We start from the raw sequence: 20,981 nt of genomic DNA, 5'->3' as shown, positions 1-20,981 counted from the left end.
TCAGCCTTCGCAAAGGCAGGTTCAAAGCAGGTACGACGTATAGGAGGCCATGGCTGCGATCAGCGCTGCCCAGAACGAGCGGCGGTGATCGGGTCCGGCAGCGAGCGCGAGCCCGAGCGGCAAGAGGAAGTACCAGGTATGGATCCGCGGCCAGACCACCAGAAACGCGAGGAGAATCTGGCTCCACGCCGCAAGCTGATCATGGACCGTCCAGTCCGGTAGGGCGCTCAATCGGCGTCGGAAACCGACGAGCAGCCACAGCAGGAAAAGCACCACCGCTAGCCCCACGGCTCCGGCCGGCGCCAGCGCGTCGACCCGCCCTCCCGTCGCCTCGGTGACGAGCCAGCCCAATCCGCGAATCAGGAGATTGTTTATCCCTCGCCCGGGCTCGTTGAGCGTGCTGGTGAGCACCTCGATGCCGACCCAGAACGGCGCAAAGGCGACCACGATCGACCCGAGGATCGCGCCACCTAGGCGCACTGCCGTGCCAGTACGCTGGGACGGAGGAGCCTTTGCGAGCGCAGCCAAACCGGCCAGCCCGAGGATTGGCAGCGTCGAGTACTTGATGAGCGCGGAGGCGGTCAAGCCGAGAGCGCCGAGCGCCGGCTGCCCGCTCAGCAGCAGCCAGGCGCCGGTGAGCAGCAGGGCCAGCACCACCGTGTCGTTATGCCCGGCGATGAGGCCCTCCACGATCACCAGCGGATTCCATGTGAACGCGAGATAGGCCCAGGCGGCGTGCTCGGGCCAGCGCTCCTGCACGAACCGGTAGATCAGCCACCCGCTGATCACGAACGCGCCCAGGCACAGCAGCTTGAAACGAAGCGCCAGCTCGAGCGGTGACGCGTCCGGCCCGGCCGCGACGATGATCGAGATGATCGTCCACACGGGACCGTACGGAGAAGGAATGTCGCGCCAGTAGAGATACGGCAGCAGCGGATCGTTCCCGGAAAGGTCGCGGCCGGTGGCCATGTACGGGTTCAAACCGTAGACCGCACCGAGGCGACCGAACAGCGAGTACGAGAATACATCCGTCGAGAAGATCGGCGGGATGGCCAGTGCGACGAGCGCGAGGGCCATCGTCCACCGAGCGATCAGTCGAAAGTCGAGCCGATGCCCTACCAAGCGGAGGTTGAGCGGGACGTAGACCATCCAGAGCAGCGCGACACAGCCCCACGCCAGCACGGCATAGGCGATCGAAGGGAGCACGACGGCGGTCGGGATCACCTCGTGGAAGAGGCGAGAATTGCGGACCATCTCTCGCAGGGACTTGAATGTGTACATCGCGGCATCAGCGCGTGCCGTCGTGAGCAGGAGCACGAGCAGGATGCACAGCGTGCAGGCAGCGCCGACGAGTGCCACCTGTGACTCGGGATACGCGCCGAACCACGCCCGCCGCCTGACCGACGGCGACGTGCTGAAGCGATATCGCCCGCTTGGATCGAATCCAGGAGACCTGATCGACATCGCTACTCTGTCAGCGAGATCCCAGACGTGCGGCTGATGCCCGGCGGAGCAGCCGGACGTTCTGCTGGCATCGGACGCGACCTCGGCTCCTTCGGGCACGGGGCATTGCCTACCGGTTCGCCACGACCGCCGCGACTGTCGGCACGGGTACTGGGTACTGCCCGGTCAGGCATGCGGTACAAAACCGATCGTGTGGCAATCCGATGGCGCGGAGCAACCCTTCGAGGCTCAGATAGCCAATGGAGTCGGCGCCGATAGCCCGGCCGATCTCCTCGACCGAGAGGCGCGCCGCGATCAGCTCCTCGCGCGTAGCCATGTCGACGCCCAGGTAGCACGGCCACATGATCGGCGGCGCGTGCACCCGCATGTGCACTTCTCTGGCGCCGTTCTGGCGTAGTAACTCGACGATCGGCCGGCTCGTCGTGCCCCGGACGATCGTGTCGTCGACCAGCACCACGCGCTTGCCTTCCAATACTTCCGGGAGCGCGTTGAACTTGAGCTTGACTCCTTGCTCTCGCAGCCGCTGGTCGGGCTGGATGAAGGTGCGACCGATATAGCGATTCTTGATGAGCGCCTCGGCGTAGGGGATACCTGAGGCCCTCGAGTAGCCGATCGCGGCCGGCACTGCCGAATCGGGCAACGGGACGACGACGTCGGCGTCGGCCGGGTGCTCTCGCCAGAGCTCCATGCCCATGCGCTGGCGAACGATGTGCAGCCGGCGCCCCATCATCTGGCTGTCCGGCCGGGCGAAGTAGATGAACTCGAAGATGCAGGTCGCCTGTCGCTCGGCCAGTTCAGGAGCAGGATAGCTGCGGAGACCCTCCGAATCGATCACCACGATCTCTCCGGGTTCGACTTCGCGCTCGAAGGTGGCCCCGATGGTCGCCAGCGCGCAGGTCTCCGACGCGACCACCCAGCCCGCTCCCAGTCGCCCCAGGCACAGCGGCCTGATGCCGAGCGGGTCACGCACCGCTGCTAGCGCCCCTGGCGTCAAGATCGCGAGGCTGTACGCGCCGAGAAAGCGAGCCATCGCTCGACGAATCCGAGTGGCGAGGTCGGAGCCAGGGGTGAGCGCCAGCACCCAGGTGAGCGCTTCGGTATCCGTGGTACCGGCCAGCCGAATCCCCTGAGCGAGCAACTCCTGGCGGAGTTGCTCAGAGTTGACGAGGTTGCCGTTGTGGGCCACCGCAACCGGCTCGATCCCCTCCTGTACCAGGAACGGCCCTGCATTCACTACCACGCTACTCCCGGTGGTCGAATACCGGGTATGGCCGATTGCGATGTGACCGGGGAGACGCCGTAGGTCCTCCTCGGTGAAGGCTGTGTTGACCAGACCCATCCGCGTATGCAGATAGAGCCGTTGCCCGTCGCTGGTCGCGATGCCAGCGCTCTCCTGTCCCCGGTGCTGCAACGCGTAGAGGCCGAAGAAGGTCAGCCTGGCGACGTCCTCGCCGGGAGCATAGATCCCGAAGACGCCGCACTCCTCACGCGGACTCTCCCACTGCACGGCCCGCTCCTGACCGGTGCCCATACTCAGCCCGAGTGTAACACACAGGGCCGAACGTACACGCGCTTCAAAAAACGGAGAGCATCTAGCCCAGCCCGCTGGACCAGGCTGCTCGCAGCTCGCCGAGCGAAATCGCGAGCGCATCCCCGAGGACGAGCGAGTCCCCGCCGGTCTCTCCCAGCCGCAGGTACGGGAGCCGATAGCCATTGAGCAGGGCGATAAGGTTGGCCTCGTCACCGGGAGCGACCTGAACCAGAACGCGGGAGCCCGCTTCTCCGAACAGCGCCCGGTCGAGTCGTCCGGCGTTGGCCTCGATGAGCGGCTCGATCTCGAAGCGGCCACCGACCTGGCCAGCGATGCAGCTCTCGGCCAGCGCCACAGCGAGGCCGCCTTCGCTGCAGTCGTGCGCCGCGCGCACCACGCCCCGGGCGATGCCCTCTCGTACGGCCCGCTGCACCTGCAGCTCTAATTCCAGATCCAACGACGGCGGCGAGCCAGCAGTCAGCCCGTGGAGCAGCGCCAAGTACTCGCTGGCCCCCAGCGTGGCCTGTGCCGGCCCGATGAGATAGACCACTCCTTGGCTGGCGAAGGCCAGCCCGGCATGGCGGGTAACGTCGTCCAAGACCCCGACGATACCGATCGTCGGGGTCGGCGGGATGGCCCGGCCGCCGGATTCGTTGTACAGGCTGGCGTTGCCGCTCACGATCGGGATGCCGAGCGCCTCGCAGGCCACTGCCATCCCTTCGATGGCTTGCGAGAGCTGGTAATAGACCCCGGGACGCTCCGGGTTGCCGAAGTTGAGACAATCGGTGATCGCGGCGGGCTCGGCGCCGACGCAGGAGACGTTGCGCGCCGCCTCCGCCACCGCGTGCTGGGCACCCAGATACGGATCGAGCAGGCAATAGCGCGGGTTGCAGTCGGTCTTCACTGCCAGTCCGAGCCGGGTGCCTTTGATGCGCAACACCGCGGCATCCCCTTCGCCCGGCGGCAGGACGGTGTTGGTCAGGATCGTGTGGTCGTACGTCCTGTACACCGGACGCCGGCTGGCGATGTTCGGCGAGCGGAGCAGCGCGAGCAGGGCCTGCCCCGCGGTCAATCCTTCCTCCGGCGAGCGGCCCAGGTCAGGCACTGCCGAGAGGTCGCGATTCCGCAGCGCGGCGATCTCGGGGTCTTCACGGCCCTGGCGCACGTAGGTGGGTGCATCGGTCAGCAGGCGTACCGGCACCTCGGCCACCGGCCGGCCGTCCTCGAGCACCCGGAGCATCCCATCGCCGGTCACCCGGCCGATGACCGCCGCGTGCAGCTCCCAGCGCCGGAAGATCGCCTCGACCACCTCCAGCTTCGATGGCTCGACGATCACCAGCATGCGCTCCTGGCTCTCCGAGAGCATCACCTCGTACGGCGTCATGCCTGCCTCGCGGCGTGGTACCTTGGCGACGTCGATCTCGATGCCGACCCCGCCGCGGGCCGCGGTCTCCGCCGTCGAGCTGGTCAGCCCGGCTGCGCCGAGATCCTGCATCGCCACGACGCAACCGCTCTCGAGCGCTTCGAGACAGGCTTCCAGCAGCAGCTTCTCCAAGAACGGGTTCCCCACCTGCACCACGCCGCGATGAGACTTCTCCGGATCCTCGACGGAAGCGAACGTCGCGCCGTGGATCCCGTCCCGTCCCGTGTCGGCGCCCACCAGGAGCACGAGATTCCCCGGCCCGGTCGCCCTCGCGCGCACCAGCGCGTCCCGGCGGGCCACGCCGACGCACATCGCGTTGACTAGCGGGTTCGCGCTGTAGCCAGGGTCGAAGAAGACGTCCCCCGCCACCGTGGGGATACCTAGGCAGTTACCGTACCAGCCGATCCCACCAACGACACCGTGGAACAAGTAGCGGTTGCGCGGCTCCTCTAGGGGCCCGAAGCGGAGCGAATCGAGGATGGCCACCGGCCGCGCGCCCATGGTGAAGATGTCGCGCACGATGCCTCCGACGCCGGTAGCGGCGCCCTGGAAGGGCTCGACCGCGCTGGGATGGTTGTGGGACTCGATCTTGAGCACCGCGACCAGCCCTTCACCGATGTCCACCGCGCCGGCGTTCTCGCCGGGCCCCTGCACGACCCGCGGGCCGCTCGTCGGCAGCCGCTTGAGGAGCGGCCGCGAGTTCTTGTAGCCGCAGTGCTCGCTCCACATCGCCCCGAACATACCCAGCTCGACCGGGTTGGGCTCGCGGCCCAGCCGCTCCACGATCAGCCGGTACTCGTCCTCGGTCAGGGCGACTTCAGCCAGGATCTCAGGCGTAACCTGCATGCGCCCCTGCCTCTTCGGCGTTTCCCACCGCCCGTTTCCTACCAGAATCCGATCTTCATCTCCGGCTGGGGTTCCCTATGAGCGGCTCGCAGCCGCGACCCCAGCCCGCAGCACGGCGGACAGCACGCGCAGACCGTCATCTCCACCGATGAGCCGGTCGTAGGCTCGCTCGGGGTGCGGCATTAGGCCCACCACGTTGCCGCGCTCGTTGCACACCCCAGCGATGTTGTTCAGCGAGCCATTCGGGTTCGCCTCCGGGGTGACCCGGCCGTCGGCGTCGACGTAGCGGAACACGACCCGGCCTTCGCGCTCGAGCCGCTCGAGCGTCGCGTCGTCCGCGTAGTAGCGCCCCTCGCCGTGGGCGATCGGCAGCCGCAGGATCGTCCCCGGGGCGAGCGCGCGTGTCCAGGGCGTCCGGTCGTTGTCCACCCGTACGTGTACCCAGGCGCACTCGAACGAGAGCGAGGCGTTGCGCAGCAGCGCGCCCGGCAGCAGGCCAGCTTCGGTAAGGATCTGGAACCCGTTGCAGATGCCGAGTACCGGGCCACCTGCCTCAGCGAACGCCCGAACGGACTCCATGACCGGCGCGAAGCGCGCGATGGCGCCCGCGCGAAGATAGTCGCCGTAGGAGAACCCACCCGGGATGATCAGGCAGTCAAAGCGGGAGAGATCGGTCTCCGTATGCCAGACGAGCTCCACGGGCTGCCCCAGTCCCATCTGGATCGCCATCAGCGCGTCGTGGTCACCGTTGCTGCCAGGAAACGTGATCACTGCGAAACGCATGCCTGGTTCCGTCCACACCCCGCCCAGCGCTGGGCGTCACGCTCGAACCACATGAAACCGGTATTCCTCGATCACTGGGTTCGCCAGCAACCGCTCGCACATCTCGCGAACGCGCGCCGCTGCCGCTTCCTCGTCCGGCGCCTCCAACCAGACCTGGATGTACCGCCCCACCCGCACCTGTGACACCTCATCGTAACCCAACCGGTGCAGGCCATCCCGCACAGCCAAGCCCTGGGGGTCGTTCACGCCCGCCTTGAGCGCCACGTACACGTCGGCTCGCCACGCTTTTTCGCTGGTCATCTCGCCCGCCTACTCATCGTCGGGCAACCGGAGCACCTGTCCGGTCAGCCGCTCGTACGCCTCGAAGTAGCGACGCCGGGTAGCCTCTACGACGTCGTCGGGGAGGGCCGGCCCCGGTGGTTCTCGGTTCCAGCTCGAGGAGAGCAGCCAGTCTCGCACGAACTGCTTGTCGAACGAGGGCTGTGCTCTACCCGGGCTGTAGCGCTCCGCGTCCCAGAACCGTGAGCTGTCTGGCGTCAACAGCTCGTCGATCACCGCCAGCTTCCCGTCGATCCAGCCGAACTCCAGCTTCGTATCCGCGATGATGACGCCCCGGTCGAGCGCGTAGCGCTCGGCCGCCCGGTAGATTGCCAGCGTCTCTTCTCGCAATCTGGTGGCTAGTTCCTCGCCCACCAGATCGACCAGCTCAGGGAAGCTGATGTTGCGGTCGTGGCCGCTCTCAGCCTTGACCGCTGGCGTGAAGAGCGGCTCGGGAAGCCGGTCGCTCTCGACCAGCCCCGCCGGCAGCCGCTGGCCCGCAACCGTGCCGCTCTCGCGGTACTCGGCCCAGGCCGAGCCGCTCAGGTAGCCGCGCGCCACGCACTCGACGTCGATCCGCTCAGCGCGGCGAACGATCATCGATCGTCCCTCCAGCACCACGCGGTGACGCTGCACTGCTGGCGGCAGGTTGCTCAGATCGGTGGTCACGTAATGCGAGCGAATGCGGTGACCGAACCACTCGAACCAGAAGCGCGAGAGCTGGGTCAATACCACCCCTTTGCCAGGGATACCGGTCGGAAGTACCACGTCGAACGCCGAGAGGCGATCGGTCGCCACCATCAGCAAGCGATCGCCCAGGTCGAACGTTTCCCTCACTTTGCCTCGCCGGAAGCGCGGCAGCTCCGGGATCTCCACCTCGAGCACGGCTCTCGCGGTCATGCGCTCAGAGCCTCCGGCGCGCTAACCGGCAGTCCCACCCGGCGGAACGTCTCGTCGACGTAGCGCAGGTGCGGCTCGAGGTCGAAGATCGCGTCGATCTGTTCAGGGGAAAGATGCGCGCGGACCCGCTGGTCCGCGAGCAGGAGCTCGCGCAGGTGAGTACCGGTCTCCCAGGCCTGGCGAGCGAGGCGCTGGACGATGCGGTAGGCGTCCTGCCGATCCAGGCCTGCTTCGACGAGCCGCAACATAGCCTGCTGCGAGAAAATCGCTCCGGCCGTCGCATCCAGGTTCTGCCGCATCCGCTCGGGGTACACGACCCAGCCTTCGACGATCTCGGTCATGAGTGCCAGCAGGTAGTCTGCCAGGATGCACGCATCCGGCAGCACGACCCGCTCGACCGAGCTGTGGCTGATGTCCCGCTCGTGCCAGAGGGCGATGTCCTCGAGCGCCGGCCCCACGTAGCTCCTGAGCAGCCTGGCGAGCCCGCTGATCCGTTCGCTCTCGTGCGGGTTACGCTTGTGCGGCATGGCGGAAGAGCCCATGTTGCTCGGGTCGAACGGCTCCTCGAGCTCGCGCACCTCGGTTCGCTGGAGGTGACGGATCTCTGTCGCGAACCGGTCGAGCGTCGAGCCGAGGATCGCCAGTGCGGCGACGAAGAAAGCGTGGCGGTCACGCGAGACAACCTGGGTCGAAGCCGGGTCGGCGCGCAGGCCCAACCGCTGACAGACCTCTTCCTCGAGATCTGGAGGCACATTCGCATGGGTACCGACGGCCCCGGATATCTTGCCGACGCGGACTTCCTCGCGTGCCGCTAGCAGCCGCTCGCGCGCCCGCTTCAATTCGGCGTACCATCCAGCGAGCTTGAAGCCGAAGGTGATCGGCTCGGCGTGCACCCCGTGCGTCCGGCCGATCATCACCGTGCGTCGATGCTCGATCGCCCGCCGGCCTACCACCTCGATCAGCCGGTCCAAATCAGCCACCAGAAGGTCGGCTGCTTCGACGAGCTGGAGCGCCAGCGCGGTGTCGATGACGTCGGAGCTGGTCAGCCCCAGGTGGATGAAGCGGGCCGCTTCCCCGACCGACTCACCCGTCGCCCGGAGGAAAGCGATAACATCGTGGTCGACTTCTTTTTCGATCTGGCGCATCCGCTCGAGGTCACACTTCGCGCCGCGGATGCGCTCCATCGCGCCGGGCGGGATGACGCCGCGCGTCGCCCAGGCTTCGGCGACCGCGATTTCGACACGAAGCCAGAGCGAGATCTTGTGCTCTTCACTCCAGATGCGTCCCATCTCGGGCCTGGTATAGCGAGGGATCACCGCTCCCCTCCTCCTGAGGCGGGGCAGGCCCCAGAAGCTACGATAGGAAGCCGGCAGAGGAACGAGTCACACGCAGGGAGGCTGAACCGCTGGGGCATTGGCATAACGAGGGGCAAGGCACTGCCCTGCTCCCGCAGCCCGCGTGCAAGGTCGATGCGTTTTGCTGTCTGCTCGCCCGCGCCCACCCGGTGTCTCCCTGGTGATTATATACGCATTCGCGATCGCGCGGAGAGGCGCAGCACGCCTATCGATGCCAGGCGGGTCGATTCCCCAGCGATCCTTGAAATTACCGGTTTTAACGACACGCTGGCCTGCACCGAGTTGTCAGTAAGTGAGCCAGCAGGGTATAGTGTGCCTGGCCGGTGCTCGTAGCTGAGAAGGGGGCGAAAAGAGGAGCGAGCTGAGTAGCGCCTGGGCTTGTCGAGGGAGGCGGCAAGCCGACGAGGTGGAGGCTGGTCGAAAGATTCGGCGGATGGCCTCCCGGCTGGCACGGTCGTGACGGCCAGAGCAAAGGCGTCGAGCGATCGGCGAGACAAAGGCTGGCCGGCGTGCGAGGACAGCTCCCCCGGACGGAGAGCGTTAAGCACTCCAGCGTTCAGCTCGGCACAGGCCACAGGTAGAGGCGAGTGCACGAAGGGAGCGGCCGGCATGGCCTCGAAGGGCCAGGCGGTCGCATAGGGGGACGCTGTGCAATGTGCGGCATCTTCGGGTACGTGACGACACGCGCGGTGTGCGCCGGGACTGTAGTGGACGCGCTGCGCAAGCTCGAGTACCGTGGGTATGACTCCTGGGGCGTCGGCATCGGCATCAACGGTCACATCAGCGTCGTCAAGCGGGCGGGGCGCATCCCCGCGACGACGCCCGACCTCCCTGCCAGCTCGATTGCTTTCGGCCACACCCGCTGGGCCACGCACGGGGGCGTGACCGATGTCAATGCCCATCCGCACCTCGACTGTACTGGCCAGCTTGCCGTCATCCACAACGGCATCATCGAGAATTTCCGCAAGCTGCGCTGCGAGCTGGAGGCCGACGGTCACCGCTTCCGCAGTGACACCGATAGTGAGGTCTTCGCCCACCTCGTCGAGCAGATCCTCGCTGCGTCGGAGGCCCAGGATCCTGAAACGGTCGTACGCGCCGTGCAGGCAGCCTTCGAGCGGATCGAGGGGCTCAACGCCTTCATCGTACTGCACTACCCGACACAGCAGTTGATCGCGGTCAAGTCGATCTCTCCCCTGGTGATCGGGATCGGCTCGACGGGAACATACGTCGCTTCGGATGCCGTAGCCCTTGTCGGCCTGGCCGAACAGGTGCACTACCTCGGGGACGACGAGGTCGCCGCTATCCGCGCCGACGGGCTGCACCTCTATGACCGATCGCGCCGAGCGGCGCGCGAACCACGCTGGCAAGCGCTAGCACTCAAGTCAGCCGACACGTCGTTGGACGGATTCCCACATTATCTAATCAAGGAGATCCACGAGCAGCCGCGGGTTCTCGAGCGCATCATCCGCGAGCACCCGGCGCAGGCCCGCGAACTCGCCGAGTTGATCAGCCGCTCCTACGGCACCTTCCTGGTCGGCTGCGGCACCGCTGGCTACGCGGCGCTGGCCGGATCGTACCTCTTCTCGCGCATCGCGCGGCGCCACGTGAACTCGGTGGTCGCTTCCGAGTTCAAGTACCAGGAGCATTTCCTCACCGAGCGCAGCCTAGTCATCGCGCTCTCGCAGAGCGGCGAGACCGTGGACGTCATCGAGGCCGTGCTGGCGGCCAAGCGCCGGGGCGCGCGAGTCGCCGCGCTGGTGAACGTGACCGGCTCCACGCTCGACCGGCTGGCCGACTTCACCCTGCCGCTGCTCGCGGGGCCCGAGCAGAGCGTGCTCTCGACCAAGGCGTACACCGCCAAGCTCGCTCTGCTGCTGTTGACGGCACACATCCTCAACGGCAGCGAGCACGTCGGCCTCGATCTGCTCTGGCGCGCGGTGGACGGGATGGTGAGGGCACTGACGCCGGACTTTCAGGATCGCGTCAAGGCTGTGGCCGATCGCCTCGCCGACCACCAGCACTGTTTCGTCATCGGTCGTGGCCTCTCCTACCCGACGGCGCTAGAGGCGGCATTGAAGATCAAAGAGGTGAGCTACCTGCACGCCGAAGGCTTCCCCGGCGGTGAGCTGAAGCACGGTGTGATCGCGCTCGTAGAGCCTGGCGTACCGTGTTTTGTTTTCTCCCCGCTCGACGAGACGCGCGCGGATATCCTGTCTGGCGCCATGGAGCTGCAGAGCCGGGGTGGCTGGATCATCGGCGTTTCGCCAGAGGACGAGGCAGTGTTCGATGTGCACCTGCCAGTAGCCGAAGTCGGGGATGCGTCGCCGCTGGTCAACGTGATCCCGGCGCAGCTCCTCGGCTATTACCTGGCGGTGCGCAAGGGGCTGGACCCGGACAAGCCGAGAAATCTGGCCAAGAGCGTGACGGTGAAGTAGCGTGGACGAGCCGATCCTGATCGATACGCATTGCCACCTCGACCTGGAGGTCTTCGACGCAGACCGGCAGGCGGTCATCGCCCGTGCGCGATCAGCCGGCGTTGGTGCCTTCCTCGTGATCGGCTTCGCGCCCGAGCGCTGGCGCACGGCCACGGCACTCGCGGAGTCGACGCCTGGCGTCTTCGCCACCGTCGGATTGCACCCAACCGAGGCTGCCCGCTACGACGACGAGCTCGAGCGCGCGCTGCTCCAGGCAGCCGGGAACCCTCGGGTACGCGCGATCGGAGAGATCGGCCTCGACTATTACTGGGATACAGCCCCGCGAGAAGTTCAGCGCGAGGTCTTCCTGCGGCAGGTTCTGCTCGCGAAGCGACTGGGCTTTCCGTTCATCGTCCACCAGCGCGACGCTGCCGGGGACGTGATCGCCGTACTGCGCGAGGCGGGGCCGCCGCATCGCGGTGTCATGCACTGCTTCACCGGCGACCTGGCGTATGCTCGCGCCTGCCTGGACCTGGGCATGTACCTCGGTGTCGGTGGGGTGGTGACGTACAAGCGGGCCGACGACGTGCGGGAGGCCCTGCGCTGGGCTCCGCTCGACCGCCTGGTGCTCGAGACCGACTCGCCATATCTGCCGCCCGTGCCGTATCGTGGGCAGCGCAACGAGCCGGCTTACCTGCCGATTGTCGCGGACAAATTGGCCATGCTCCGCGGCGTTTCCCGCGAGGAGGTCGCTCGCGTCACCACGGAGAACGCCGTGAGGCTATTCGGCCTCCCCTTCGATCTCGGCGAGGGAACTGGCGTAGAGATAACGGCCCGGTCGATAGAGGTCGGCGAGCTATGACGAAGCGTCGCATCGTGCTGGCGAGCTCCAACCCCGGGAAGCTCCGCGAGCTCCAGAGCCTCCTACCACCGGAGGTCGAGGTCGTATCAGCCGCGGAGGCGGGCGTGACGCTGCCTCCCGAGACGGGCTCGACTTTCGCCGAGAATGCCCTGCTGAAGGCGCGGGCCGCTGCCCAGCAATCGGGGTTGATCGCCATCGCGGACGACTCCGGGCTCGAGGTCGACGCGCTCGGCGGCGAGCCGGGCGTGCGCTCGGCACGCTACGCTGGCCCGCGTGCCAGCGATGCCGCCAACATCGCGCTGCTATTGAATCGGCTCGACGGGGTGCCGGAGGGACGCCGTACCGCGCGCTTCCGAGCGGTGGTAGCGCTGGTGGTCCCTGACGGTAGCGAGTTTCTGGGAGAGGGAGTCCTCGAGGGACAGATCGTGCACGCGCCGCGCGGGCAAGGAGGGTTCGGCTACGATCCGGTCTTTCAGCCCCTAGGCGAGAATCGCACGGTTGCCGAAATGACTCTCGAGGAGAAGAACCGCGTGAGCCATCGCGCGCAGGCGCTGCGACAGGTGATCGAAGCACTGCACGCGTGGCTGGACCGGGAGGAGTCGAGTGAACGGGCAGCTTCGGCTGGAGAGCCCGATGGACGTGACAAAGACGATGGTGGCATCCCGTAGCCGGCCATGCCGAGCGGCACCGATTGCCTCCTTCGTGGGGCCGTGGAGCTGTGATCGAAATGATTGAGGAAAAGGAAGATGAGCGCGAGCGAGACAGACGCCGTTCCTTCGATGGCCCGATTGTATGACGCAGTAGGCTCACCCGAGCCGCTCGCTGATCCGGTACCGGTTGTCGCGATCACTGGGACACGCGGCAAGTCGACGACCTCGTGGTTGCTCCACGATATTCTGAGCGATCTCGGCTGGCCGCTCGGCTTATGGTGCTCGGCCGGGGTCTTCGTCAACGGCCGGCGGCAGCCCGGTGAGCTCCAACCGTGGACTGAAGTGCTACACGCGCTACAGGGAGGCGAGCTCGCGATCGCGATCCAAGAATTGGAGGCACCGGTGGTTGCCAGCGTCGGGCTACCGCCGCAGGCATATCGCCTGGCGGCCGTGACCACGATCTGCGGCAACAACGAAGCCTGCCTGATTAGCCCGGAGGCGCAACACGCTGCCCGGGCGCAGAGGATCGTCGCTCGGGCCGTCCACCCAACGGGGCAGCTCGTGCTCAACGCCGACGATCTCGAGGTCCTCGGTGTCGCTGAAGAGACGACAGCCGAGGTCGTGCTGTTCGCGCTGCACCCGGAGAACCCGGCGCTGCGCCGGCATCTCTCTACCGGCGGTCGGGGCGTTTGGCTGGACGACGGCGTGGTCGTAGGCGGGAACGCGGACTCGGCCGTACCGATCCTGCGCGTGCAGGATATCGCCTTTACGCTCGGCGGCTCGCTCACCTTCCAGGTACAGAATGTGCTGTGCGCGACTGCCCTGGCGCTCTGCCTGGGCGTACCGCACGGAATTATCCAGCGAGCGGTGCGGCGCTTTTTGCCCGACCCGCACCTGCTCCCTGGCGCGTGCAACCTTATCGATCGACGCGGTGCGACTATCATTCTCGACACGTCGCACCACCCGTGGACACTCCGCCAGCTCATCCGCGGCATACGCCAGCAGCCGCACCGGCGCACGATCATTGTCTCCCATGGCTTCGAGGATCTGAGCCCCGATCAGACCGTGGAGGTGGGGAAGCTGCTCGGCCGGCTGGGAGGCGTGGTCATCATCCACGGTGTCGTCGCCGACGGGCACCTCGATCTCTTGAAGGCTGGGTTGATTCGAAACGTCATGCCGCCGTTGATCGTGACCCAGCCGGACGAGTCGACGGCGATCCAGCACGCGCTCCAGCTCCTCCGGGAGGGTGATCTCTGCCTGGTGATCACCCGTACGGTCGACCAGGCGATCGAGACCCTAAGATCGGGTCGCGCATAACCCGCTCGGCGACAGGGCGGAAGTGCCCCACGGCGAGCTGCGGGCCATCGAGACGATCCTGAGGAGTACGGTCCATGAACCGTCCGCAGTGGATCACTTTTGACTGCTACGGCACGCTTGTCGACTTCGATATCGACTCCGTGATCGTTCGAACACTCGGGACACGAGCCGAGCAGGTCGACCTCGATCGCTTCTTGCAGACTGCGACCAAGATCAGATATCAGGAGGCGGTGCTCGGCGAATACCGGCCCTACCGCGAATTGCTACGCCGCAGCCTCGCTCGAGTCATGCAGCAGTTCGGACTGGCCTGTAGAGACGAGGACGGTGACGCCATCGTCGACGCGGTGCCGACCTTCGGCCCGTTCCCAGAGGTTCCCGCCGTGCTCGAACGTGTGCGAAAGCACTGCAAGATCGCCATCATCTCCAACACCGACGATGACCTCATCGCCGGCAACCTGGAGCGCATCGGCGTGCCGTTCGACCGCGTCGTCACGGCCCAGCAGGCACGCTCGTACAAGCCCAATATCGCGATCTTTCAGCATACGCTCCGGGATCTGGGCTGCCAGGCGGACGACGTGCTTCACGTGGCTCAGGGGTTCGAGTACGACATCTGGCCTGCGCACTATCTGGGATGGGCACGGGTGTGGGTCAATCGCCAGGGGAGAGCCGGCGATCCCGCTTTCGGACCGTATGACGAAATTTCCGATCTAACAGGCCTACCCAGCCTCCTCGGGATCGACTGAGGCTCGCCGCCCGCAACGCGGCAATGCCCGGGCCTGCCCAGCTCTACCGCAGTTCGCCGTCCTGGCTCGGGACCAGGCCTAGCACATCGGGTGACTGGATTTCGAGATGCGCAAACGGCGAGATCGCGCTCTGGCAAGAGCGTTGTGATCGCGGGCGACAGCACGGTCCGCCCGGATATGTACGTTAACCATCGATCTTGCTCGGGCGTTGGGCGCTGTTCTGGGATTCTTGACACAGCGGGCAATTCTGTGGCATCCTATGGCTCGTGACAATGGAGGCGTGGTGTAGAGGCCTAACACGCGGCCCTGTCAAGGCCGAGATCGCGGGTTCGAATCCCGTCGCTTCCGCCTAAAGATGGTCTACCAGCGCTCCGCATGGAGCGCTGGTTCGTTTCTCGCCCTCGCCAGTCGCGACCCGCCCTGTTCCCCGCCCAGCGGTGCTGCAGAGTGGGCACATCCGCTGCCTCGCTCTGCCGCATTGCGCGCCCGCTCGAGCGCTCGCATCCGATCCTCCCGCCGGCTCGACGCCCCACCACTCCTCTTGCCAACGAGATCGATCCGGAATCTCCCCTATTCGCTCGTCTCCCGAACGCCCGCGAGGCCGGGAACCCCATGGTTCCCCGCGAGGTCGTACGCTGTCCACGTTGCCGCTCCCTACGTGGTCGACCTCTGGTTCGGGCGATCGGTTACGAAAGGAGCTCCGCATGTCTCACGGTTCTTCACAGGACAAGTGGCCACTTCCCTGGTTCATCTCACCGTTCGACGTGGTCGTCCAACGCGCGCTTATGGACGATCCACCTCAGGAGCAGAGCGGGAACCGCACACAATCTACTACCGCGCCCAGCGATCGGACTTCGCAAGCTTCGTCGCTAAACGACCCTCAGCCCCTCACGCTCGACGAGTTACTGCACGAAGCGTCAGCCGGGCTGTTTCGATTTCCCAAACTCGACGAAGAGCAGATTCGCCACGGCCTCTACCGCGCACAACTCCACAACTTCTGGCTCGGCCTCGCCGCGGTGGTCGTGCAGCAACAAGCGACGTCGGTGCAGGTGTCTACGGAAGTCGCGACCCGAGCTGCGCGGCTGGCTCGACTCCCGGAGGAGATCCGCGAACATCTTCACAGGCAGAAAGCCACTACCCTGCTCGGGTGGGTCGAGCGGGTACGGCGACTCATGGAGCGGGTCGAGCCTGCAGCCCTGCTCGTGGAGATGGATCTGGCGATGTTCGCGCCCGCACTCGTCGGCGCGGCGCTGCGCGCGGGCGTGGCGGACTCGCTCGTCGTGCCAGCCTCGACGGTCGTCGAGGTGGCCGGGTGGCTATCGATGCCCCAGGAGACCATCGACTGGCTCGGTCGGCAGCCAGAGACCACCGTCCGCGGCTGGGTCGACCGCCTTCGCTGCCACTACGGTCTGCCTGACACAGGCTGATCGACGCTCCGGGATACACCCGATGAGCTTGAGCCACGGGAGAGGAACCCGGGTCAGCATGCCGTGCGGTCGGCAGGCCTAGCCGGCGGACGGAAAGCGACGTCTGCGAGGATACTCCTCCGGAGCCAGCTACGTCTCTGATCCGCGCGCGTCGACGGCTTCGCCAGCAGGCATGCGCCAGTTGCGCCGGAGGGCAACGTCCTGTATGACATACGGTCGCCGGCAGCTCGAGTACGGTCGCGAACTACGTCACAGTTGACCCCACGCTTGGAGGTCGACGATGGCAAAGATGTATCCGGAGCACCCTGCCTATTGCAGTTTCGAGAGCGACGCAGAGCGAACGCTCTACCATGAGCTGAAGCGCCAACTGCCCGATAGCGTGGTCGTGATGCACAGCGTCCCGATCCTGCTGCGCCCGGGCGAACGGAAGGAGATCAACTGCGAGATCGACTTCATCGTCATCGATCCGGATCGAGGCGTGCTCGTCCTCGAGGTCAAGGGTGGTGGCGTGTTGCGGGACTCGCGCAGTGGCAGGTGGTACTCGATCGATGCCGACGAGCAGAAGCACGAGATCGACGATCCGCTACGCCAGGCCCAACGGAACCGTTTTGCACTGGTGGAGAAGCTGAACGAGACGCCGCGCACCAGAGCCTTCCACTACCAGGTCCGGCACGCGGTGGCCTTTCCCGATTGTACAGTAGGCAAGCAGTATCTTGGACCAGGGTGCGACCCTGACCTCGTGATCGACGGCCCCGCCATGCAGAACTTGCCCAGAGCGATCGAACGCGCCCTGGGCCCGCCTGCCCATGACTCGCGCATCGGGCCGCTGGCCCTCGAGGCCCTCGTCCACGCACTGAGTCCCGGCATAGAGATCCGACGCCCCAGCCTCGGCTTCGCCCTGCGCCAGACCGAGAGCTCAATCCTGCAGTTGACCGAGGCCCAGTACCGGATCCTGAAGTTCCTCGGGCGCCAGCGCCGGGCTAAGATCGCCGGTTGCGCTGGCTCCGGTAAGACGATGCTTGCGATGGAGAAAGCGCGGCGGCTGACCGAACAGGGCCTGCGGGTACTGTTGACCTGCTTCAATGCCAGCCTAGCGAGCTGGATGCAGCAGAACTTCTCGCCCCGCGAAGGGTACGGGTGGCCTTCTGACGACAGCGATTACCACTTGGTGGTGCTGCACTATCACGAGCTGGCTCGGCAACTCTGCGCGAGAGGGGGAATCCCATTTCACGAACCTGATGACTCCGAGTCGCCGGCCGAGACAACCCGCTTCTACCGCGAAGAGGCGCCCGAACTCATGCTGCAGGCGCTGGATCGCGTCCCCGACCGTTTCGACGCGGTTATCGTAGACGAGGCGCAGGACTTCTGTGAGGAATGGTGGGTAAGCCTCCACGCCATGCTGGCCGACCCCGACCAGGGTATCCTCTATGCCTTCTACGACGACAACCAGCGCATCTACCAGCAGGAAGTCCGTATTCCGATCGAAGGCGAGCCCTACGTCCTCAACGAGAATATCCGCAACACCCGCCAGATCTTCGAGCGTTTCCGCCCGTACTACCACGGATCGGAACCCCCGGTTTGTCTCGGGCCAGACGGGCCGGAGGTCGAGCATGTCCCGCTCGGCGACACCGACCTGCCCACCGCGCTACGCCTGAAGCTCGACTATCTCTTCGACGAAGAGAGGATTCCCATCACCGACGTCGTGGTGTTGACGCCAGTGCGGAGGGAGAGCGGGCTCAACGCGCTCCGACAGGTCGGAAAGTGGCGACTCTCGTGGGATCGGATGGGCAGTCAACCGGATCGCGTGCAGGTCTCCACCATCCACGCGTTCAAGGGACTGGAGAAGCCTGTCGTCATCCTCACCGAACTGGACAGAGTCCATCCAGCGAGCGCTGAGCAACTTCTCTACGTCGGCCTGTCGCGAGCGCGCTCGCATCTGATCGTGCTCGGCGAACTGCCTGTCGTCTAGGGCGAGCAAGGAGACTCGACTGGGGAGGATCGACCGCGACCATATCGGAAGCTTATGCTCTCACGGGGAGGTGCAGATGTTCAGTCCCGGCACAGAGTACCGGCGCGCCGAGATTCATCTCAAATACGGCGGGCAGCCACAGGGCGGGATCAGCACTCCGCACGGTCAGAGCTTCATCTTGCTGTTCTCATCACCAAATGGCTCGCTCTATGGGTATCGCGACGGCTGGTCTTCGGATCGGTCCCACTACCTCTTCACGGGCGAGGGACAGACGGGCAACATGGAGTTCGTGCGTGGCAACAAGGCAATTCGTGATCACCAGCGTACGGGGAAAGCCCTCCATCTCTTCGAGTGGGTACGTCCCGGCTGGTACCGGTATGTCGGGGAGATGACGCTCGACGGTTTTGAGATGCAGGAGAATGTTCCCGATCGTGAGGGACGTCTACGACGCGCGATCATCTTTCGCCTGGTTCCCGCCGGAGGCAAGACGACCGCCGCTGATGGCATGAGATGAGAGCCGAACGCCGGCAGGGTGCAGCGCTGTAGAAGGAACCGTGGTGTAAAACCGAACGATCTCATCCCGGCTGATCAGCGCTTACTCTGGCAAGCGACAACTCTCACTTCCAGATTTCGCCTAAGTTGGCTAAGCTGGGTGAGAGCCGAGTGACGCATCCCGGTGCGCTATTCGACGGCGCCTTGCTCTTCTGTCATGGGGCTGTCTCCGTCGACCGGGCAATAACGCGCCACGAACAGCGCGACCGGAGTACGGTTGACATCACAGCGAGCTCACGCCGACCAGCCAAGTAGTCGCTGTCCCACGACGGCGAGGGAGGTGGCAGCGTGAAGATCACGGCAGTCAAGGGATTCCCTGTGCGCTGCGGGCACCGGAACGTCTTCATCGTCAAGGTCGAAACTGACGCCGGCATCGCTGGCCTCGGCGAAGGGGGCATGTCTGGCCGCGAGCTCGCTATGCAGGGCGCGCTCGAACACTACGCCCGCGTGCTGGTCGGAATGGATCCTCGCCGCATCGAACACATCTGGCAGCGGTTGTATCGCAGCCAGTATTTCGAGGGTGGCAAGATCTTCGGCGCCGTGATCTCCGCCATCGACATCGCACTGTGGGATATCCTCGGCCAGTCACTCGGCGTGCCCGTCTACCAGCTCCTGGGCGGCGCCTGTCGCGAACGCATCCAGTGCTTCGCGACTCCCGCCGCGCTCACCGGCCCCGACTGTCTCGAACGAGCGAAAGCGGCCGTTGCCCAGGGCTGGCGCTCGCTCCGGTTCACCACCGGTATGGCCGAGCCTGGCTGGACCGGCGGGCACGGTTCGGTGTACGAGCCGATGGAGTCGATCGAGCTGGCGGCCCACTGGATCCGGGAGGTGCGCAAGGCCGTTGGGCCAGGGATCGCGCTGGGAATCGACTTCCATCACCGCCTCTCGGTCGCCGAAGCCGCCCTCTTCTGCCAGAAAATCGAGGATGTGGGCCTGATGTTCCTCGAAGAGCCGATCCGCGCGCAGAACCCCAAGGCGTACCGGCAGCTCCGCGAGATGACCCGCATCCCCTTCGCGATCGGCGAGGAGTTCTCGAACAAATGGGAGTTTCTCCCCTTCATCGAGGAGGGGCTCCTCAACTTCGCGCGCATCGACGTCTGCAACGTCGGCGGCCTGACCGAGGCCAAGAAGATCGCTGGCTGGTGCGAGGCGCACTACATCGATGTGATGCCCCACAACCCGCTCGGCCCAGTCTCCACCGCGGCATGCCTGCACCTCTGCGCGTCGATCAGCAACTTCGCCCAGCTCGAATACCTGAGCCAGGTAGCGGAGCAGTACCCGCGCGACCTGTTCCCGTCCTTCCCGACCATTTCGGGAGACAGTTTCCCCTTGCCGGATGCTCCCGGCCTCGGAGTGAGCTTCGATGAGGAGGCAGCGACGGCCCATGCCTTCGAGTTCTGGGAGGCCCCGCACTGGTTCCGGCGCGACGGCTCCGTTACCAACTGGTGAACCGCCCTGAGTTCCCCTTTCGTTGCGCCGCTCGATCTCGGTTCGGTGAGAGCTACCTCGCTATGCTCGCGCCGCGGAGCCGCGCGGAGCCCTCACCCCCTGACCAGATCGCTGAGGCCCAGGAAGCGCACGACGTTGTCGCGCAGGATCTTCGGCCGAACAGCATCTTTGATCGGCAACTCGGCGAACTCGCGGAGCCAGCGCTGTGGTGTGAGCATCGGGAAGTCCGAGCCGAAGAAGACTTTGTCTTGCACGAGCGTGTTCGCGTAGTGGATGACGCTCTGCGGGATATATTTCGGAGCCCAGCCGGACAGATCCATCGCCACATTGGGCTTGTGGCGCAATACGGCGAGCTGCTCCTCGTGCCAGGGCCACGCCGGATGGGCCATGATGATGCGCAGGTCGGGGAACCGCGCGGCAATGTCGTCAATGTAGGGGATCGGCCGCCCGTATTCTAGCCGGATGCCTCCCCCGCCCGGCTGGCCAGCGGCAGCCATCGTTGTGCCCGTGTGAAACAGGACAGCCAGCCCGAGGCGAGCGCAGGTTTCCCAGAGCGGGAAGAAGCGCGGGTCATTCGGGGCGAAATCCTGCACTGCAGGATGAAACTTGACCCCGCGCAATCCGAGATCATGACACAGCTCGACCTCCCGGATGGCCGCTCGTCCTTTCCACGGGTCCACCGTGCCGAAGCCGATGAAGACGTCCGGATGCTTGCGCACCCATCCAGCGAGCTCCTCGTTCGACGCCTTGAGGCCGGTGCGCGTTTCGTCGTCGATGTCGAACACCACCGCCATGCCTTTGAGCTCGCGGTACATCTCGGCCATGGCATCTGGATGGTCGCTCATGCCCTCAGGGTTCGCGATCACGTACGGATCCGAACTCAGCCGAGCCTTGTCGCCCGTGCGGATATGCACGTGCGCGTCGATAAATTCGATCACTTTGTCTCCCTCCCTATTTCAGCAGTATGAAGCCTTTCGA

Annotated in this window: 17 protein-coding genes and 1 tRNA gene; 10 read left to right on the top strand and 8 right to left on the bottom strand. The window is 65.6% G+C overall.

Going from position 1 to position 20,981, the window contains the following annotated elements; genetic code table 11:
* Window positions 1–21: 21 nt before the first annotated feature.
* From NET02_RS12955 to purB, 7 genes are all read right to left on the bottom strand, one after another.
* Window positions 22–1,464, bottom strand: a complete 1,443-nt coding sequence (locus tag NET02_RS12955; RefSeq protein WP_284057845.1) for an MptA/MptB family glycosyltransferase — start codon at window positions 1,462–1,464, stop codon at window positions 22–24.
* A gap of 109 nt (window positions 1,465–1,573) precedes the next feature.
* Window positions 1,574–2,971: an amidophosphoribosyltransferase gene (purF, locus tag NET02_RS12950; RefSeq protein WP_284057844.1), complete on the bottom strand. Its 1,398-nt coding sequence runs from the start codon at window positions 2,969–2,971 to the stop codon at window positions 1,574–1,576.
* An 85-nt stretch (window positions 2,972–3,056) separates the two neighbouring features.
* Complete coding sequence (gene purL / locus NET02_RS12945) at window positions 3,057–5,264, bottom strand: phosphoribosylformylglycinamidine synthase subunit PurL (RefSeq protein ID WP_284057843.1); 2,208 nt, start codon at window positions 5,262–5,264, stop codon at window positions 3,057–3,059.
* Between the two features lie 75 nt (window positions 5,265–5,339).
* A complete protein-coding gene (gene purQ / locus NET02_RS12940) occupies window positions 5,340–6,047 on the bottom strand; it encodes a phosphoribosylformylglycinamidine synthase subunit PurQ (RefSeq protein ID WP_284057842.1) in 708 nt (235 codons plus the stop codon).
* Window positions 6,048–6,083: 36 nt separating this feature from the next.
* On the bottom strand, window positions 6,084–6,347 hold the full coding sequence (gene purS, locus NET02_RS12935; RefSeq protein WP_284057841.1) for a phosphoribosylformylglycinamidine synthase subunit PurS: 264 nt from the start codon (window positions 6,345–6,347) through the stop codon (window positions 6,084–6,086).
* A gap of 9 nt (window positions 6,348–6,356) precedes the next feature.
* Complete coding sequence (locus tag NET02_RS12930) at window positions 6,357–7,265, bottom strand: phosphoribosylaminoimidazolesuccinocarboxamide synthase (protein ID WP_284057840.1); 909 nt, start codon at window positions 7,263–7,265, stop codon at window positions 6,357–6,359.
* Entirely contained in the window at window positions 7,262–8,581 is a 1,320-nt protein-coding gene (gene purB / locus NET02_RS12925) for an adenylosuccinate lyase (RefSeq protein ID WP_284057839.1), read from the bottom strand. The genes NET02_RS12930 and purB overlap by 4 nt, the downstream gene beginning before the upstream one ends.
* Window positions 8,582–9,273: 692 nt before the next feature.
* On the opposite strand from purB, the gene glmS reads away from it, so the two are divergent.
* The 10 genes from glmS (at window position 9,274) to NET02_RS12875 (ending at window position 20,003) form a co-directional block, all read left to right on the top strand.
* Window positions 9,274–11,055: a glutamine--fructose-6-phosphate transaminase (isomerizing) gene (gene glmS / locus NET02_RS12920; protein WP_284057838.1), complete on the top strand. Its 1,782-nt coding sequence runs from the start codon at window positions 9,274–9,276 to the stop codon at window positions 11,053–11,055.
* A 1-nt stretch (window position 11,056) separates the two neighbouring features.
* The gene (locus NET02_RS12915; RefSeq protein WP_284057837.1) at window positions 11,057–11,896 is read left to right on the top strand and encodes a TatD family hydrolase; all 840 of its coding nucleotides are present in this window, start codon (window positions 11,057–11,059) and stop codon (window positions 11,894–11,896) included.
* A complete protein-coding gene (gene rdgB, locus NET02_RS12910) occupies window positions 11,893–12,564 on the top strand; it encodes an RdgB/HAM1 family non-canonical purine NTP pyrophosphatase (protein ID WP_284057836.1) in 672 nt (223 codons plus the stop codon). Before NET02_RS12915 ends, rdgB begins: the two co-directional genes overlap by 4 nt.
* 78 nt (window positions 12,565–12,642) lie before the next feature.
* The gene (locus tag NET02_RS12905) at window positions 12,643–13,863 is read left to right on the top strand and encodes a glutamate ligase domain-containing protein (RefSeq protein ID WP_284057835.1); all 1,221 of its coding nucleotides are present in this window, start codon (window positions 12,643–12,645) and stop codon (window positions 13,861–13,863) included.
* Between the two features lie 74 nt (window positions 13,864–13,937).
* Window positions 13,938–14,606 (top strand): haloacid dehalogenase type II, encoded by a 669-nt coding sequence (locus NET02_RS12900; RefSeq protein WP_284057834.1) that lies wholly within the window; start codon window positions 13,938–13,940, stop codon window positions 14,604–14,606.
* A 274-nt stretch (window positions 14,607–14,880) separates the two neighbouring features.
* Window positions 14,881–14,954, top strand: a tRNA-Asp gene (locus NET02_RS12895).
* A 356-nt stretch (window positions 14,955–15,310) separates the two neighbouring features.
* Window positions 15,311–16,033: a hypothetical protein gene (locus NET02_RS12890; protein ID WP_284057833.1), complete on the top strand. Its 723-nt coding sequence runs from the start codon at window positions 15,311–15,313 to the stop codon at window positions 16,031–16,033.
* 280 nt (window positions 16,034–16,313) lie between these two features.
* Complete coding sequence (locus NET02_RS12885; RefSeq protein ID WP_284057832.1) at window positions 16,314–18,002, top strand: NERD domain-containing protein; 1,689 nt, start codon at window positions 16,314–16,316, stop codon at window positions 18,000–18,002.
* A gap of 76 nt (window positions 18,003–18,078) precedes the next feature.
* On the top strand, window positions 18,079–18,516 hold the full coding sequence (locus NET02_RS12880; protein ID WP_284057831.1) for an SRA domain-containing endonuclease: 438 nt from the start codon (window positions 18,079–18,081) through the stop codon (window positions 18,514–18,516).
* 326 nt (window positions 18,517–18,842) lie between these two features.
* Window positions 18,843–20,003, top strand: a complete 1,161-nt coding sequence (locus NET02_RS12875) for a mandelate racemase/muconate lactonizing enzyme family protein (RefSeq protein WP_284057830.1) — start codon at window positions 18,843–18,845, stop codon at window positions 20,001–20,003.
* Between the two features lie 92 nt (window positions 20,004–20,095).
* On the opposite strand, the gene NET02_RS12870 is transcribed toward NET02_RS12875, so the two are convergent.
* Entirely contained in the window at window positions 20,096–20,941 is an 846-nt protein-coding gene (locus tag NET02_RS12870) for an amidohydrolase family protein (protein WP_284057829.1), read from the bottom strand.
* Window positions 20,942–20,981: the final 40 nt, after the last annotated feature.

The sequence above is a fragment of the Thermalbibacter longus genome, assembly GCF_023806485.1.
GTDB classification, from domain to species: Bacteria; Chloroflexota; Chloroflexia; order Thermomicrobiales; family Thermomicrobiaceae; genus Thermalbibacter; species Thermalbibacter longus.
Note: the sequence above shows the minus strand (reverse complement) of the source record. Positions and strands in the feature narration are given on the sequence as shown.

Bases quoted from the DNA above. Each gene is read 5' to 3' on its own strand.
- purS (WP_284057841.1), bottom strand. From the start codon at position 6,347: ATGACCAGCGAAAAAGCGTGGCGAGCCGACGTGTACGTGGCGCTCAAG.
- NET02_RS12885 (WP_284057832.1), top strand. From the start codon at position 16,314: ATGGCAAAGATGTATCCGGAGCACCCTGCCTATTGCAGTTTCGAGAGC.
- purQ (WP_284057842.1), bottom strand. From the start codon at position 6,047: ATGCGTTTCGCAGTGATCACGTTTCCTGGCAGCAACGGTGACCACGAC.
- NET02_RS12890 (WP_284057833.1), top strand. From the start codon at position 15,311: ATGTCTCACGGTTCTTCACAGGACAAGTGGCCACTTCCCTGGTTCATC.
- NET02_RS12880 (WP_284057831.1), top strand. From the start codon at position 18,079: ATGTTCAGTCCCGGCACAGAGTACCGGCGCGCCGAGATTCATCTCAAA.
- NET02_RS12955 (WP_284057845.1), bottom strand. From the start codon at position 1,464: ATGTCGATCAGGTCTCCTGGATTCGATCCAAGCGGGCGATATCGCTTC.
- glmS (WP_284057838.1), top strand. From the start codon at position 9,274: ATGTGCGGCATCTTCGGGTACGTGACGACACGCGCGGTGTGCGCCGGG.
- rdgB (WP_284057836.1), top strand. From the start codon at position 11,893: ATGACGAAGCGTCGCATCGTGCTGGCGAGCTCCAACCCCGGGAAGCTC.
- NET02_RS12930 (WP_284057840.1), bottom strand. From the start codon at position 7,265: ATGACCGCGAGAGCCGTGCTCGAGGTGGAGATCCCGGAGCTGCCGCGC.
- NET02_RS12905 (WP_284057835.1), top strand. From the start codon at position 12,643: ATGAGCGCGAGCGAGACAGACGCCGTTCCTTCGATGGCCCGATTGTAT.
- purL (WP_284057843.1), bottom strand. From the start codon at position 5,264: ATGCAGGTTACGCCTGAGATCCTGGCTGAAGTCGCCCTGACCGAGGAC.
- NET02_RS12900 (WP_284057834.1), top strand. From the start codon at position 13,938: ATGAACCGTCCGCAGTGGATCACTTTTGACTGCTACGGCACGCTTGTC.